Here is a 15,624-nt window from a genome sequence, read left to right on the forward strand (position 1 = left end):
TGTACCTATAAAGCAAAGTCAATCCGCATCAATTCAAAGAACAATAAACAATTGGTTATTCTATCATCATTTCCAATAAAGATTCACGCACACTTTCAGTGATTTTCATCTGTTAATTTGCTGTTATACTACGTCAGTCGATCTAGCTAGTTTGTTTTGAGCAACTATGAATAAAAAATTTTTAATCGGTGGTGCAATCTTATCTGTACTCCTCGTTACTGCATGTGTAAAAAAAGAAGCGCCTAAGGAAGAAGAACAGGAACAAACTGTTGAAACAACTGAACAGGCAGAACAAATTGAGAACATAGAGATTTCTGAACCTGAAATCGAACCTGAGCCACCAACTCAAGTTGAAATTGAGCATCAGGAGACAAACAATACGTCAGCGACTATTCGTCGTGAATACCGTGATGCGCCTGCACAAACGAATCCTGCGCCAGCACCAGCTGTTGAAAATGTAGAACGCCCTACACCTTCTCCAAGTGCATCAACAGGTGGTTCTCAATCTGAAGATGATGCTGTTGCCGCTGCTATTGCTGCTGCTACCCCTGCTTTAGAAAACTAATTTTCAAATTTAAAAAAACCGAGTGACAAGACTCGGTTTTTTTATGTCAACATGAATGAAATTCAAATTGTTATTCATTTATAAACAACAAAAATTGTCAGGCTTTCTCTAATTCTAAAAAAAATTCTGCAATTAATTTGTGTGCCCAAGATTCTGGATTTTTATTACCTTCATAGAAACAGCAATGGCTTCCTTTTTTTGTGGTCACTACTGCCATGTTCGGCATATGTTGAATCACTTCTTTATAAGGCTCTAAATTGCGGATATGGCATACTGGATCGTCTTCCGAATTTAAAATCATCAACGGCACTCTAATCTTCTCAAAGACATAGATGGGATTTGTCGCTTTACAATATGCGTCATAATTTTCAAATCCAGCAAACTGATAATATGTTTTTTCAAAATCAAATAAATCTTTAGCAACACTCAGTTGCTTTAAACTTTCTAAATTTCGCCAATGTTGCTTATACGGTTTTAAAAAATGTGAATTTAACTTTTTTGCCATCAAACGGCTATAAAAAGGATGAACATTTGAAAAACCAGTTTCCGTATTGTATCCAGGGCAAAGTGCGAAAGCCGCTTGAATTGGTGTGGAGCTTTCTTCCTCACCTAAATATCGAACCAATAAGCCAGTTCCTGCTGAAGACCCAACTGCATACAATTTAGAATATGGCAAGCGCTGTTGAATATGTTCAATCTGCTCTCTTAGATCTTGCGTGTTTCCAAAAAGATTAATTTTAGGAACTGAAAGTGGTAGACCTGCATGCCCTCGTCTTAAACACAATGCGATACGCCAACCTGTGACTTGATGTAAGTCTCTGACCAATTCTCTCATACTGGCTGGGCTTCCAGTAATGGTATGCAGCACTAAAATAGTAGGTGTTTCCGCAGGCAGATGCATACCATACCAAGCAATACCCGTTGTTCCCCCATCAGACATTATTAACTGTTCAATGAAGTCATATTCTAATTTTACGGTTTTCTTTCGAATTTTATCAAAATACACCAAGTGAGCATGCGTATTCGAGAGCCACGGCGTTGGTCTATATTTATAATGCAAACGTTTCAAGTTTGAAATCACATACGCTAACTCACCTTGCGGATTAAAATAGATTGAAGGTATAGCTGCACCAGTAAAATAATCAAATTGGGTTTGAGTGAATTCCTGCACCCACTTGAAACGCTGATTAAGATTCATACAGACTCCGAATTTACTTACTCCAATTCATAAGCCAAAAACATGCCTAATTTATTTTGGTAGAAATTGAGCCATACGTTGGCCCATTTGCAACGCCAAAGCTTCTAAACCACTTTTAGGCCGAATCATCACCTCAAAGTCAATAATTTGACCTTGCTCATTAAACTGGATCATATCAATACCTTTTAATGTTTTTTCACCCACATTTGCGGAAAATTCAAGCACAACACTGAACCCATCTGCTGTATAGAACTCACGGTGATAACGAAAATTTTCAAAGATCTCAATCACATTGGTCAAAATAAAAGTAACAACTTGTTTGCCTGGATAAGGCTTAAATGCGACGGGTGATTTAAATACGACTTCTTCAGACAAAAGCTCATTCAATAGACTTAAATCACGCGTTTCAAGCATGTGGTGCCAACGTTGAATAGATTTTTGTGTGGTTTCGAGTGTCATTTTTATGTCCTTTTTGTTGTATCAGTCCAACCTTTTAGAAGAAAAGGGAGAATACTGCGTCAAGGAGAGGTCTCATTTAATTAAGTACCCTCTCCAAATCCTCTTCTTGCACTTTCATCTAGAATACAAGAGAGAAATTTTATGGCTTAAATCTTGGCAGCCAATTCAGCGCCTTGACGAATCGCACGTTTTGCATCCAGCTCACCCGCTTCTTTCGCCCCACCAATTAAATGAACTTTTTTACCTGCCTGTTCAAGTTGATCAAACATAGCCGTATATGATTCTTGACCTGCACAAATCACCACATGATCCACGTCTAAGACGGTAGTTTGTTCGTTGATTGTGATATGTAAACCTTGGTCATCAATCTTGTTATACGTTGCACCTGGAACCATTTTTACATCGCGATTTTTTAATCCAGTACGATGAATCCAACCCGTCGTTTTACCCAAGCCTGCACCAACTGAAGTCGCTTTACGTTGTAATAAGTAGATTTCACGTGATGGCTGTTCAACTTGAGCAGGTTTTAAACCTCCTACATTAGAATATGATGTATCAATTCCCCATTCATCATAAAATTTTTGAGGATTCAAGCTTCCACTTTCCCCCTCATGGGTTAGATACTCAGCAGTATCAAAACCAATACCACCAGCACCAATAATCGCAACACGCTGTCCGACTGGTTTTTTCTCTCTTAAAACTTCGATATAAGACAGCACTTTTGGATGATCAATTCCTTCAATATCTAAATGTCGAGGTGTCACACCTGTAGCGACGACAATTTCATCAAACTGATCTGTATTGAGCTCTTCAAAAGTTGCAGTATGGTTAAGTTTTAATTGAATTAAAGGCTGCAACTCAATTTTTCGCTTAAAGTAACGCAATGTCTCATAAAACTCCTCCTTTCCTGGAATCGTTTTTGCAATATTAAATTGCCCCCCAATTTGATCGGCTGCTTCAAAAATGGTGACCTGATGACCACGGTCAGCTGCATAAGTAGCAAAACTCAATCCTGCAGGACCTGCACCAATGACAGCAATTTTTTTAGGCGTATGGGTTTCTTTAAAAATGAGTTCAGTTTCATGGCATGCACGTGGATTAACCAAGCATGACGCAATTCTGAGTGAAAAAATATGATCCAAACACGCTTGGTTACAGCCAATACACGTGTTGATTTCGTCACTTCTACCCTGTTCAGCTTTTAGTACAAATTCTGCATCTGCAAGCATTGGGCGAGCCATAGAAATCATATCTGCATGACCTGAAGCTAACACGTGTTCAGCCATTTCAGGGGTATTGATACGATTTGAGGTAATCAATGGAATATTGACTTCACCTTTTAGCTTTTCTGTCACCCATGTAAATGCTGCTCGAGGTACTTTCGTTGCAATCGTGGGTATACGCGCTTCATGCCAACCAATACCTGTATTAATGATAGTCGCGCCGGCTTTCTCAATTTCTTTTGCAAGATGGATGACCTCCTCAAGCGTTGAACCGCCCTCAACCAAGTCGAGCATCGAAAGTCTATAAATGATAATAAAGTTTTCACCCACCTCTGCGCGGGTACGTTTCACGATTTCAATCGGCAAACGAATACGGTTTTCATAACTCCCACCCCATTCGTCATCACGGTGATTGGTACGTGCTGCGATAAACTCATTGATGAGGTAACCTTCAGACCCCATAATCTCAACACCATCATAACCTGCATATTGAGCCAGCTTTGCACAGTTGGCAAAATCATCAATGGTTTGATGAACTTCAGCTGAGCTTAAAGCATGAGGTTTAACTGGATTAATTGGTGCCTGAATTGCTGATGGTGCAACATTTTCAGGCTGATATGAATATCGACCAGTATGCAAAATCTGCATTGCAATCTTACCACCAGCATCATGCACCGCTTGTGTAATGATTTTATGTTTCTCAGCTTCAGCAATCGAGTCTAATTTTGACCCTCCAGCAAAAGTCACACCAGCATCGTTGGGTGAAATTCCCCCCGTCACGATAAGACCGACCTGTCCTTGAGCACGCTCAGCATAAAATGCGGCCATACGTTCATAGCCACCTTCAACCTCTTCTAAACCTACGTGCATTGAACCCATCAATACACGATTTTTTAAAGTGGTAAAACCTAAATCTAGTGGTGCAAGTAAGTTTGGATAATTTGACATTCTGACCTCATGGCTCGCGTTTGCTTGCTATTATTGTGTGCTTCATGCAACTTGTTGCATAAATATATATTCTAATTTTGCATTTTATGCAACATGTTGCATAATAAAGTTGATTCAACATTTTACGATATATGATTTATGTCTTTAGCACATGTTTTGTTGACCAGTCTCATCGAAAAACCAAGTACAGGTATTGAACTTGCGCGTCGCTTTGACCGTTCTATGGGATTCTTTTGGAATGCAACTCATCAACAAATCTATCGTGAACTCAATGCTATGCAAAAAAAAGGTTGGATTTCGACTATTGATGAAGGTGATCCCAACTCGAGAAAGAAAAAATATAAAGTTGATGCTCTAGGTCGAACTGAACTTGCCAATTGGATGGTACAGCATAGTGAGCCTGCCCAACTCAGAGAAGAATTGATGGTGCGTTTAAGAGCTGAAGCACAACTAGGTGGTAATAATGTGCTGACAGAATTGGAGTCTCATTTAGAAATTCATAAAAATAAGTTAAAAATATACCAAGCGATTTACGACAAAGATTTTGCCAATAAAAATAATGATGATCGTACACTCTATATTCATAAAATGATTCTTCAATTAGGCATTGAATTAGAGCAAGGTTGGATCAGTTGGTTAGAACGTGTAATTCCACAATTGAAAATAATGAATACAAAATAAAGGATATATCTATGCCATTTTATACCATGCAAGATGACGAAAAATTATATGTTCGTGAAATAGGTCAAGGTGAACCTGTTTTGGTGCTATCTGGTTTAGGAATGCAAAGTTGGCAATGGATTCCTTTTTTTGCATTTAATTTAAAGAAATATAAATTCATTATTCCTGACTGGCGCGGTTTTGGTGGGTCTAAGCATTGTAAAATTCCAGATACTGATGCTATTTCAAGTCACTGGAACGATATTCAGGCATTGATCAGTCAACGCCCTAGACAACAATATAAAGTGATTGCTTATTCTATGGGGGCAACTACTGCCATGCATGGTATGCAATATGGTCAATTTGCTGATCAAATCCAAGCATACTTGCATATTGATCAAACCCCTAAAATACTTTCTGATGAAACTTGGAGTTTCGGGCTATTGGGCGATCGCTATCCAGAGTTCAAAAAGCTACTCATCGAACTTTCTTCTTTTTTACATCAACATGAAAATTATCAAAACCTGAGTGAATTACCTACTCACTTAAGCCGCGAATTAGTCGAGCTTTGGGTTAAATTTTTATCTTTACAAGATAATCATCAATTGAGCGCTAAAATTTTTAAAACAACACTCAATCAACCGAAAATTCAAAAGTTAATCCTCCCTATGCAACGTCTCGACTATATGCGTTGGTACATTGACAATTATCTAAACCATAAAGAAGATTACAGAGCATCGATCTCAAAGTTAGAATGTCCAGTAACTTTTTTTATCGGCGCTAAATCCGCACTCTATCCAGCGCAAGGGCAAAAGCTCATTGCTGAATCGGTTAAAAATCATCGTATCGTACTGTTTGAGCGCTCAGGGCATACGCCTTTAATCAATGAACCCATTAAATTCGCACAAGAAATCTCAAAATTTCTGAATCAAACTATATAAGCTCTAATGAATATTTGAATATTAAGTTGATCCTGACGTCATACGTGGGCACAAAATCAATAGGATGGAGATTGGATGAATCAGTCTAAAACAAAGCTTGTGATTTTTTCGGGTGCTGGTATGAGTGCCGAAAGTGGTATCAATACATTTCGAGATAGCGATGGACTTTGGGAAAACCATCGCATAGAGGACGTCGCAACGCCTGAAGCTTGGCGTAACAATCCTGTTTTAGTACAGCGCTTTTACAATGAACGGCGAAAAAAAATTTTAGCATCTGAACCTAATGCAGCACATCTTGCGATTGCAGCACTTGAGCAACATTTTGATGTCCATGTGATCACGCAGAATATTGATGACTTACATGAACGCGCTGGAAGCAAAAAAGTACTGCATCTTCATGGAAATATAAGACTCGCCAAAACCTCGGGGCCAGATGCTCAATTCACAGACAAATTTTACACAATTGAAGGCACTGAACTGGATATTTCTCGTGACTTCTGTGACGCTGGATATCCGCTTCGTCCACATGTCGTATGGTTTGGTGAATCCGTTCCCGCTTTTGAAGAAGCAGAAGTGATTTGCCGGCAAGCTGAAATCTTTGTTGTGATTGGAACGAGCTTAGCTGTTTATCCTGTTGCAGGCTTAGTACACAGTATTTCACCAAGTTGTGATGCGTATTATATCGACCCTAAAGCCGATCTCGGCCGTGTGCCACAAAACTATACATGTATCTCAAAATCAGCAACCGAAGGAATGCAAGATTTGGCTAAACTTCTTTCTTCAGTTCAGCCAAATTGAGGCATGGGCTTATTTGAGTTTATCAAAATAAGGTTTTAACCATCTATATAACAAGAAGCCAATTAAGACAATCAAATACAAAGGCCAAATCATTAATAAAAACACCAAAAGATCGAGCACAAATTGCCAGCCATATTTGATACTATTCCAAGCACGCTGAATAAAGTGATCACCATTTAATCGCGCCACTGCATCAATATCAATATCAACCCTTTCTCGGACCAGTGTTGGTTGATTCAGTTGTAAACTGATCGTACTGAATTTAACACGGTCTTGAACTTCGAGTTGAGTGAGCCGTGTGATTTCATTCAAATGAGCTGGTCGTGCTTGACTTGAAATAGTCTGTGCTTGATTCATTTTTTCTTGAAGAAGCTTCAATTCAAAACGTTGTGCACTATAGCGTTGCTGATTCAAAAAAAACATTAAAGGTAAAAGTTGATTAACAACATGTGGGGCACGCTCACTCGGTACACGTAGCACCATAAAAGATATAGGTTCAACTTTTTCAAATACTTTTACTTTACCTTCTGAAATATTCTGACGTTTAAGATCAACCACATTGAAATCAATATCTTTTCTTTCAATAAATCCGCCTGCTTCAAGGGTTATTTTTTCGATCTCTAAACTGCTTTTCACCACATCCTTAACGGTAAAGTTCACTTGCGCCTCTCGAACCATACGACGAGTCAGTTCAACTGGATTAACCTCTTGATTTAATATGACCTCAGGTTTTTGCTCCTGGACGGGCAAAGTATTTGGTTCAGCCGCTTCTTGCATATCGACTTGAGTATCAGCAGTATTTTCTTGAACTGCTTCAGCAGAATGTTCCTCTATTTTTTTTGAACAGGATGCCAGCAACATCGAACACAGCAGCGTGCTTATTGCTATTCTTTTCATTCATTCTCTCTAAATTATAATGTTTGTATTGATAGCTCATAATTTTAATTATTATAAACATTCAATTAAGAAATTATACTTAAAAGTTTCAATGAAAATGGCATACCTCATTGAATGAAATATGCCATCAATTCATATTCAATTGATTTTCAGATTCTATCTACTCTATTAGCTTACTTTGTCCATGTTCATATCATCGACAACATGACCCGCGATCTCAGACACTAAATTTTCAAAAGAGAAAATTTGATTTAACTGCTCTTGCGTCAAAAGATTCTGCTCAATGACAACTTGCTGAATGGTTTTATTTTCTGCAAGACAAACCTTCCCAATTTCATCACATTTGGCATGGCCTAGAATCGGATCTAATAATGTGACGATGCCAACACTTCGCATCACTGCATCGTAACAAGTCTGTTCATTTGCAGTAATACCTTGGATACATTTGTTTTCTAGTGTTTGCATTGCTTGAATTAATAAATTGGTTGATTCATTCATGGTCAGTGCAATTACAGGTTCCATGACATTTAATTGTAATTGCCCCGCTTCAGCTGCCATGGTCACTGTCAAATCATTACCAATGACTTTAAAAGCAATTTGGTTCACTACTTCAGGAATAACTGGATTGATTTTCGCAGGCATAATGGATGAGCCGGCTTGTAATTCAGGTAATCTAATTTCAGCTAATCCCGTACGAGGCCCTGAACTTAATAAGCGCAGGTCATTACAAATTTTTGAGAGCTTGATGGCTAAACGCTTTAAAGTACTTGATAGAATAATAAATACGCCACAATCACTGGTGGCTTCAACATAGTCTTCAGCACCTTGTAATTTCAATCCAGTAATTTGAGAAAGCGTTTGAACCACTTCTAGTGCATATCCATGAGGTGTGTTCACACCCGTTCCAATCGCAGTCGCACCCAAATTTATTTCTAGCAGTAAATGACGCATCTTTTGGATGAGGCGATAGTCTTCTTTTAATAGCGTCGCAAATGCACGAAACTCTTGTCCGAGTGTCATGGGTACAGCATCTTGGAGTTGAGTTCGCCCCATTTTAATTACGTGTTGAAATTCAGATGCTTTGATCTCAATAGCAGCGATTAATGAGCGAACTTGAGACAATAAATCTTCTAAACTGTAATATGTTGCTAGTCTCAATGCAGTTGGATAAACATCATTGGTCGATTGCGATTTATTCACATGGTCGTTTGGATGAATTACATCATATTGACCTTTAGGCAAGCCGAGATGCTCGAGTGCAAGGTTAGCCACCACTTCATTACTATTCATATTAATAGAAGTTCCAGCCCCACCCTGATAAATATCAATTGGAAATGATGATTTCCAACTTTCAGGCTGCTCAATCAGTTGATCACAAGCCCATTGAATCGCTTGGCTGACATCTTGACTCAATTTGGAAAATTTTAAATTTGTCTGTGCTGATGCTTTTTTTACCTGTGCCAATGCACGAATAAAATGTATGTTTTCACCTATTTGTTGATGCGAAATCTGAAAATTCTCCATCGCACGCAGGGTATGAATCCCATAGTAACGATCGAAAGGAACCGCTTTTTCACCGAGCAGATCATGCTCTATTCTTGTTTTATCAAATTGAACCGTAGACACTTTTATTACTCAACAATAATGCACCATTATCGTGCAATATCGATGATAGGCTTCATGCTTATTTTCACTATTGATTTAATACTTCTTTATGCAATAAAAAATTACAACTTCGCTGTTTAAGTGACAAATGTAACTTTATGTTAAAAATAATCATTTATAGAATTGTTTTAAACCTCAAAGTAAACTTTTTTGAAAAAATAGTCTTTGTAACCAAAATTACATTCAGTTTCACTAAACAACTATAAATCTCACTCAAATGTAACAGAGCGTAATTTTCAAAACGTGCTTGAATCAGCTCCTCGAATAATTCGATTAAAAATTCATCTCGGAAAGATGGTCATTTAGGACAGACAAAGGATGGCATAGCAATGAGCCAATTAAATCCTACGCTAATCACATTTATTTTTTATATTGTGGCGATGCTTGGCATTGGGCTTTATGCCTACAAAGCCACGAATAATTTTGATGATTATATTTTAGGTGGTCGGAGTTTAGGCAGTGTCGTCACTGCATTATCCGCAGGTGCATCAGATATGAGTGGCTGGTTACTCATGGGCCTACCTGGTGCAATTTATCTCTCAGGTTTATCCGAAGCTTGGATTGCCATTGGTTTAATTATCGGTGCTTGGTTGAACTGGCTGTTGGTCGCGGGTCGTCTACGTGTTCATACCGAAATACAACATAACGCATTGACTCTCCCCGACTATTTCACCAGCCGCTTTGGTGATCGGAAAAAAGTTCTTCGTATCATCTCAGCTTTTGTAATTTTGATTTTCTTTGCAATTTATTGTGCCTCTGGCATGGTCGCAGGTGCACGTTTATTTGAAAGCCTATTTGGTTGGGATTACAACACAGCCCTATGGATTGGAGCAGTGGCAACGATTAGTTATGTCTGTATTGGCGGTTTCTTAGCCATCAGTTGGACAGATACATTCCAAGCAGGCTTGATGATCTTTGCGCTTTTACTTGCTCCAGTAATGACCTATTTAGCCATTGGTGAAAATGCTCAGCAAGTTAGTGTCCTTGTGGAATCCGCACGCCCATTAGCGAATAATTTACTTTCAGATCTCAACACTGTAGCAATTTTATCTTCAATGGCATGGGGACTTGGCTACTTTGGTCAACCACATATTCTTGTGCGCTTTATGGCAGCAGATTCCGTGAAGTCTATTCCAGCAGCACGTCGAATTGGAATGACATGGATGATTCTATGTCTTGGTGGTGCAGTCGCTGTCGGTTATTTCGGAATCGCTTACTTTGATACGTTTCCTCAACTCGGTGCTGCAGTCAATGCAAATCCTGAAACTGTTTTTATGGAATTAACTAAAATTTTATTTAATCCATGGGTTGCAGGAGTGATTCTCGCCGCGATTCTTGCAGCAGTGATGAGTACCCTCAGTTGCCAGCTATTGGTATGCTCTACCACGCTTACAGAAGACTTATACAAAGCATTTATTCGTAAATCTGCATCACAAACCGAGCTGGTTTGGGTAGGTCGTTTGATGGTATTAATCGTTGCGATTATGGCGATCTTCCTTGCAATGAATCCGGGCAGCAAGGTACTCGGTTTAGTTGCTTATGCGTGGGCTGGCTTTGGTGCAGCATTTGGACCACTGATTATCCTTTCTCTCTTCTGGAAGCGAATGACCATCAATGGCGCATTGGCAGGTATGATTGTTGGTGCTGTTACCGTCATTGTATGGAAAAACACCATGGCTGATACAGGCGTCTATGAAATCATTCCTGGGTTTATTTTATCTTGGATGAGTATTATGGTGATGAGTTTATTAGGCCGCCCGCCAGCGCAAGATGTGACTGACCGTTTTGATGAAGCTCAACAGAAATATGAAATTGAAATGCAAGAAATCAAAAATGGAAGGTAATGAGAAATAAAAAATTAAGGGGCTTATAGCCCCTTTCTTATACATTTACTTTTTAAATGTTTGCTTAAGTTGCACTTGCGACGATTCCTTAATAACTTCCATCACTGGATAGCTACGGGTTTCTTTGATGCCTGGCAGTTGCCATAAAACCTGTCCAGAAATCTTGCGAAACTCTTCCATGTTGGCGCAACGGATTTTAACCACAAAATCAAACCCTCCGCTGATCATGTGACATTCAACAATCTCAGGGTAACTTCTGACTGCATCAGAAAATTCTTCTAATACATTTGGAGTTGTTTTATCTAATAAAATTTCGACAAATACCACAAAACTTCGATTCAGCAGATCTGGGTTTAACTTGGCTTCATAACCTGTAATATATCCATCTTTGGTTAATTTTTGTACTCGAGCAAGCGCTGCTGTGGGAGAAAGATTGACCATTTCAGCAAGTTTTATATTTGATAGACGCCCATCTTTTTGCAAGATATCTAAAATTTTTAAATCTGTACGATCCAAGGTCATCATTTGAGTCTGCATGCGAATTATTCTCTAAATTTAACTCCAATTATAGTGAGTTATGCACCATATTTTCTGTAATCATAAATTAAATAAACCTTAAAGATAAATCTATTTCATTGTCACAGGACGCTGGCGTATATCTCATGGAACAACTTAGCTCACCCCTTTCTCGCCCATTAGACATTCAAGACATTACTGAATTTAAAGATAAATCAGATCTAGAATTAGAAATAAATCGTGCATGGCGCCGTGATGAGTCTGAATGTGTCGAAACACTTCTCGAAGAGACCGAGATTGATCAAGAAATTTCAGACAAAATTTATCAATTAGCCTTCAATTTAGCGCATTCATTACGTGAACGTAAAGGGTCAGCGGGCAAAGCAGGCATTGTACAGGGTTTATTACAAGAATTTTCATTATCTTCACAAGAAGGTATTGCGCTCATGTGTTTAGCTGAAGCGCTCTTACGTATCCCTGATAAAGCAACACGTGACTTATTGATCAAAGACAAAATCAACCAAGGCAATTGGAAAGATCATTTAGGTCAAAGCAGCCTAATGTTTGTAAACGCGGCAGCATGGGGCTTAATGTTGACCGGTAAATTAATGGAAACACCTAAAGCAAATAGTTTATCTGGTCTACTCACAGGCATCTTGGCACGAAGTGGCCGTGGCATTATTCGCAAAGCCGTTGATGTTGCTATGCGTATGATGGGTGAACAGTTTGTTACAGGTGAAACCATTGATGAGGCGTTAAATAATGCCGAACGATTAGAAGAACAAGGCTTTCGTTACTCATATGATATGTTAGGTGAAGCAGCACTTACAGATCATGATGCGGAGCGCTATTATCAAGATTATACAAATGCGATTCATGCGATTGGTAAGGCATCGTCTGACAAAGATGTTTACGAAGGCCCTGGGATCTCAATCAAACTTTCGGCGCTTCATTCACGTTATCAACGCTCGCAAATTGACCGTGTACACGATGAGCTTTATCACAAAGTCTTTAATTTAGCGGTTCTAGCGAAACAATATGATATTGGTCTAAATATCGATGCTGAAGAAACTGATCGGCTGGAAATTTCATTGGAACTTCTTGAACGCTTATGTTTCGAACCAAAATTGAATGGCTGGAAAGGCATTGGATTTGTGATTCAAGCTTATCAAAAAAGATGTTTTTACGTGGTCGATTACATCATTGATTTAGCTAAGCGTAGTCAAAAACGTTTAATGATTCGTTTGGTCAAAGGCGCCTATTGGGACAGTGAAATTAAGAAAGCACAAGTTGAAGGCATGACCGATTATCCTGTCTTTACTCGAAAAGTGCACACAGATTTATCTTATATTGCATGTGCTCGCAAACTTTTAGCCGAACCAGACTTTATTTATCCACAATTCGCAACACATAATGCACAAACCTTAGCCACTATTTATCATTTGGCAAATCCTGAACAATATTATAAGGGACAATACGAATTCCAATGTTTACATGGCATGGGTGAACCACTTTATGAACAAGTCGTCGGTTCTAAAGCAGATGATAAACTAGGCGTACCTTGCCGAATTTATGCACCTGTCGGAAATCACGAAACCCTTTTGGCTTATTTGGTTAGACGATTGCTTGAAAATGGGGCAAACACGTCTTTTGTAAATCGTATTGCTGATAAAACACTCAAAATTGATGACTTGATTGAAAATCCACATCAAACCATTGATGTCACAAGTCGAATCGAAGGCAAAGTTGGATTAAAGCACCCTGCTATTCCATATCCGAAACATTTATATGCTGATCATCGCCCTAACTCTCTTGGAATTGATCTTGCAAATGACCAAGACCTTGAACATTTGAATCATACTTATCAACAATGGTCTAAAGTTCAAATTAAAGCCACCCCAATGGGTCTGAGATTAGATGAATCCGTACACGATACAAAGTCAATGGCAATTCTCAATCCTGCGAACCATCAAGATATTGTCGGTGAAGTGACGGAGACTCATGCCATGCAAGTGGAAATGGCGTTAGTTAATGCGACTGAAGCACAGCAGGATTGGCAAAATTTAGAAAAAGATCAACGTGCAGAATATTTAATTACAGCATCCAATGTGATGGAGTCTCGACTTGAAGAGCTAATGGTTCTGCTCAGTCGTGAAAGCGGTAAAACATTTGCCAATGCGATTGCTGAAGTACGCGAAGCAGTAGATTTCTTACGCTACTACGCAGCACAAGTGAAAGATCTAGAACACAAAGCCGTTATTCAACCCTTAGGTACAGTACTGTGTATTAGTCCTTGGAACTTCCCATTGGCAATTTTTACAGGTCAAATCGCGGCGGCACTTGTAACAGGGAATACTGTAATCGCCAAACCAGCGGAGCAAACTCCTTTAATTGCCTCAATTGCAGTTCAGATCCTTTGGGAATCTGGCGTACCACAATCTGTCTTACAGCTCTTGCCAGGACGTGGTGAAACAGTGGGTTCACAACTCAGTAGTGATCATCGTATTCAAGGTATTATGTTTACAGGGTCAACTGAGGTTGCGAAAATTTTGCAGAAAACCGTTGCAAAACGACTGAATCAATTTGGTCAATCAATACCTCTCATTGCAGAAACTGGCGGTCAAAATGCCATGATCGTAGATTCTTCTGCCCTGACTGAACAGGTGGTATTAGATGTTGTCAGCTCAGCATTTGATAGTGCAGGTCAGCGTTGTTCAGCACTGCGAATTTTATGTGTTCAAGAAGATAATGCACATACCGTGATCAAAATGCTCAAAGGTGCAATGGAGCAATTGCGTGTCGGCATTCCAAGTTTATTGAAAACTGATATTGGACCTGTAATTGATCGAGAAGCAAAACAAACCATTGATCAACATATTAATAAAATGAAATCTCTGGGTTATCACGTTCAACAACTCATGTGGGATGAAGATGACTCTCATCTCAAGCAAGGGACATTTGTTAAACCGACTTTAATTGAGTTACCACATTTAGATGATCTTGAACGTGAAGTTTTTGGTCCAGTACTGCATGTCATTACGTATAAATATGGCGAACTTGATCGACTTATTGATCAAATCAATGCCAAAGGCTATGGTTTGACTATGGGCTTACACACGCGTATCGATGAAACCATACAAACCGTAATTTCAAAAGCAGAAGTTGGAAATCTCTATATTAACCGCAACATTGTAGGTGCTGTTGTCGGTGTACAACCCTTCGGTGGAGAAGGTTTATCTGGTACAGGTCCCAAAGCTGGTGGACCGATGTATATTTATCGGTTAATGCATGAATGTACACATAAAAAAATTGAACAACCTTATGCAACGAGCAAAGGCGTTGAATTGACTGAACATCAAAACGTATTGAATCAATATAAAGATTGGGTCAATAAGTCATTCCCTCATTATCAAATGAAGGTGTTGCAACCAAGTTGTGTCGGATATAGCTATGAATTACAAGGACCAACAGGTGAAAATAATCAATATGTTGTGTTACCGAGACATCGTGTTTTAAGCTTGGCAGATCAAGAAATAGATCAGATTCATCAACTTCATGCCATTCTCGCGGTTGGCTCTCAGCCAACTGTTCTAGGTGAGAATACGTTTGTTTTAAAATACTTACAGTCTATGCCTAAAGAAGTCGCTCAACGTATCGCCATCATTGCTGATATTGAGACAGGTAGTTTTGATGCAATTCTACATCATGGCACCAAAAATCAACTGTTAAAATTGCAAGATAAAGTGGCTCAGCGACAAGGTGCGATCATCGGAATTACACATCTAGAGCCTGGTAATTATGACATTCCTTTAGAACGCTTCTTTATTGAACGTGCAATTAGTATTAATACCGCAGCTGCAGGTGGTAATGCAAGTCTAATGACCATGCAAGCTTGATTCTGTTGAGTCAA

At 39.0% G+C, this 15,624-nt stretch carries 12 protein-coding genes; 6 read left to right on the top strand and 6 right to left on the bottom strand.

The annotated features are described in order from the left end of the window. Positions 1–166: 166 nt before the first annotated feature. Positions 167–565 carry a hypothetical protein gene (locus tag BMW42_RS03165; RefSeq protein WP_092766376.1) on the top strand — a complete coding sequence of 133 codons (399 nt, stop codon included), beginning with the start codon at positions 167–169 and terminating at the stop codon, positions 563–565. A gap of 97 nt (positions 566–662) precedes the next feature. Here the strand turns inward: BMW42_RS03165 and BMW42_RS03170 are convergent, their stop codons facing one another. The 3 genes from BMW42_RS03170 to BMW42_RS03180 all read right to left on the bottom strand — a co-directional run bounded on the left by BMW42_RS03170 (position 663) and on the right by BMW42_RS03180 (position 4,393). Then, positions 663–1,763, bottom strand: a complete 1,101-nt coding sequence (locus BMW42_RS03170; RefSeq protein WP_092766377.1) for a YheT family hydrolase — start codon at positions 1,761–1,763, stop codon at positions 663–665. A 51-nt stretch (positions 1,764–1,814) separates the two neighbouring features. After that, positions 1,815–2,222 carry a nuclear transport factor 2 family protein gene (locus BMW42_RS03175; protein WP_092766378.1) on the bottom strand — a complete coding sequence of 136 codons (408 nt, stop codon included), beginning with the start codon at positions 2,220–2,222 and terminating at the stop codon, positions 1,815–1,817. 146 nt (positions 2,223–2,368) lie between these two features. Continuing rightward, the gene (locus tag BMW42_RS03180; RefSeq protein WP_092766379.1) at positions 2,369–4,393 is read right to left on the bottom strand and encodes an NADPH-dependent 2,4-dienoyl-CoA reductase; all 2,025 of its coding nucleotides are present in this window, start codon (positions 4,391–4,393) and stop codon (positions 2,369–2,371) included. A gap of 138 nt (positions 4,394–4,531) precedes the next feature. Between BMW42_RS03180 and BMW42_RS03185 the strand changes: the two genes are divergently transcribed. From BMW42_RS03185 to BMW42_RS03195, 3 genes are all read left to right on the top strand, one after another. After that, complete coding sequence (locus tag BMW42_RS03185; protein WP_092766380.1) at positions 4,532–5,074, top strand: PadR family transcriptional regulator; 543 nt, start codon at positions 4,532–4,534, stop codon at positions 5,072–5,074. An 11-nt stretch (positions 5,075–5,085) separates the two neighbouring features. Further along, complete coding sequence (locus BMW42_RS03190) at positions 5,086–5,994, top strand: alpha/beta fold hydrolase (RefSeq protein WP_092766381.1); 909 nt, start codon at positions 5,086–5,088, stop codon at positions 5,992–5,994. Between the two features lie 75 nt (positions 5,995–6,069). Next, positions 6,070–6,792 (top strand): SIR2 family NAD-dependent protein deacylase, encoded by a 723-nt coding sequence (locus BMW42_RS03195; RefSeq protein ID WP_092766382.1) that lies wholly within the window; start codon positions 6,070–6,072, stop codon positions 6,790–6,792. Positions 6,793–6,801: 9 nt separating this feature from the next. On the opposite strand, the gene BMW42_RS03200 is transcribed toward BMW42_RS03195, so the two are convergent. Next, complete coding sequence (locus tag BMW42_RS03200; protein ID WP_092766383.1) at positions 6,802–7,689, bottom strand: DUF4349 domain-containing protein; 888 nt, start codon at positions 7,687–7,689, stop codon at positions 6,802–6,804. A gap of 168 nt (positions 7,690–7,857) precedes the next feature. Continuing rightward, positions 7,858–9,315, bottom strand: coding sequence for an aspartate ammonia-lyase (locus tag BMW42_RS03205; RefSeq protein WP_092766384.1), 1,458 nt, complete (start codon positions 9,313–9,315; stop codon positions 7,858–7,860). A gap of 368 nt (positions 9,316–9,683) precedes the next feature. On the opposite strand from BMW42_RS03205, the gene putP reads away from it, so the two are divergent. After that, on the top strand, positions 9,684–11,198 hold the full coding sequence (gene putP / locus BMW42_RS03210; RefSeq protein WP_092766385.1) for a sodium/proline symporter PutP: 1,515 nt from the start codon (positions 9,684–9,686) through the stop codon (positions 11,196–11,198). Between the two features lie 45 nt (positions 11,199–11,243). On the opposite strand, the gene BMW42_RS03215 is transcribed toward putP, so the two are convergent. Continuing rightward, positions 11,244–11,735, bottom strand: a complete 492-nt coding sequence (locus BMW42_RS03215) for an Lrp/AsnC ligand binding domain-containing protein (RefSeq protein ID WP_035263751.1) — start codon at positions 11,733–11,735, stop codon at positions 11,244–11,246. 125 nt (positions 11,736–11,860) lie between these two features. Between BMW42_RS03215 and putA the strand changes: the two genes are divergently transcribed. Further along, positions 11,861–15,610, top strand: coding sequence for a trifunctional transcriptional regulator/proline dehydrogenase/L-glutamate gamma-semialdehyde dehydrogenase (gene putA, locus BMW42_RS03220; RefSeq protein WP_092766386.1), 3,750 nt, complete (start codon positions 11,861–11,863; stop codon positions 15,608–15,610). Positions 15,611–15,624: the final 14 nt, after the last annotated feature.

This window comes from Acinetobacter sp. DSM 11652, assembly GCF_900109815.1.
Classification (GTDB): domain Bacteria; phylum Pseudomonadota; class Gammaproteobacteria; order Pseudomonadales; family Moraxellaceae; genus Acinetobacter.

What these genes read in the sequence shown, in the direction of transcription:
- BMW42_RS03165 (WP_092766376.1), top strand. Translation starts at nt 167, where the DNA reads ATGAATAAAAAATTTTTAATCGGTGGTGCAATCTTATCTGTACTCCTC.
- BMW42_RS03170 (WP_092766377.1), bottom strand. Translation starts at nt 1,763, where the DNA reads ATGAATCTTAATCAGCGTTTCAAGTGGGTGCAGGAATTCACTCAAACC.
- BMW42_RS03175 (WP_092766378.1), bottom strand. Translation starts at nt 2,222, where the DNA reads ATGACACTCGAAACCACACAAAAATCTATTCAACGTTGGCACCACATG.
- BMW42_RS03180 (WP_092766379.1), bottom strand. Translation starts at nt 4,393, where the DNA reads ATGTCAAATTATCCAAACTTACTTGCACCACTAGATTTAGGTTTTACC.
- BMW42_RS03185 (WP_092766380.1), top strand. Translation starts at nt 4,532, where the DNA reads ATGTCTTTAGCACATGTTTTGTTGACCAGTCTCATCGAAAAACCAAGT.
- BMW42_RS03190 (WP_092766381.1), top strand. Translation starts at nt 5,086, where the DNA reads ATGCCATTTTATACCATGCAAGATGACGAAAAATTATATGTTCGTGAA.
- BMW42_RS03195 (WP_092766382.1), top strand. Translation starts at nt 6,070, where the DNA reads ATGAATCAGTCTAAAACAAAGCTTGTGATTTTTTCGGGTGCTGGTATG.
- BMW42_RS03200 (WP_092766383.1), bottom strand. Translation starts at nt 7,689, where the DNA reads ATGAAAAGAATAGCAATAAGCACGCTGCTGTGTTCGATGTTGCTGGCA.
- putP (WP_092766385.1), top strand. Translation starts at nt 9,684, where the DNA reads ATGAGCCAATTAAATCCTACGCTAATCACATTTATTTTTTATATTGTG.
- BMW42_RS03215 (WP_035263751.1), bottom strand. Translation starts at nt 11,735, where the DNA reads ATGCAGACTCAAATGATGACCTTGGATCGTACAGATTTAAAAATTTTA.
- putA (WP_092766386.1), top strand. Translation starts at nt 11,861, where the DNA reads ATGGAACAACTTAGCTCACCCCTTTCTCGCCCATTAGACATTCAAGAC.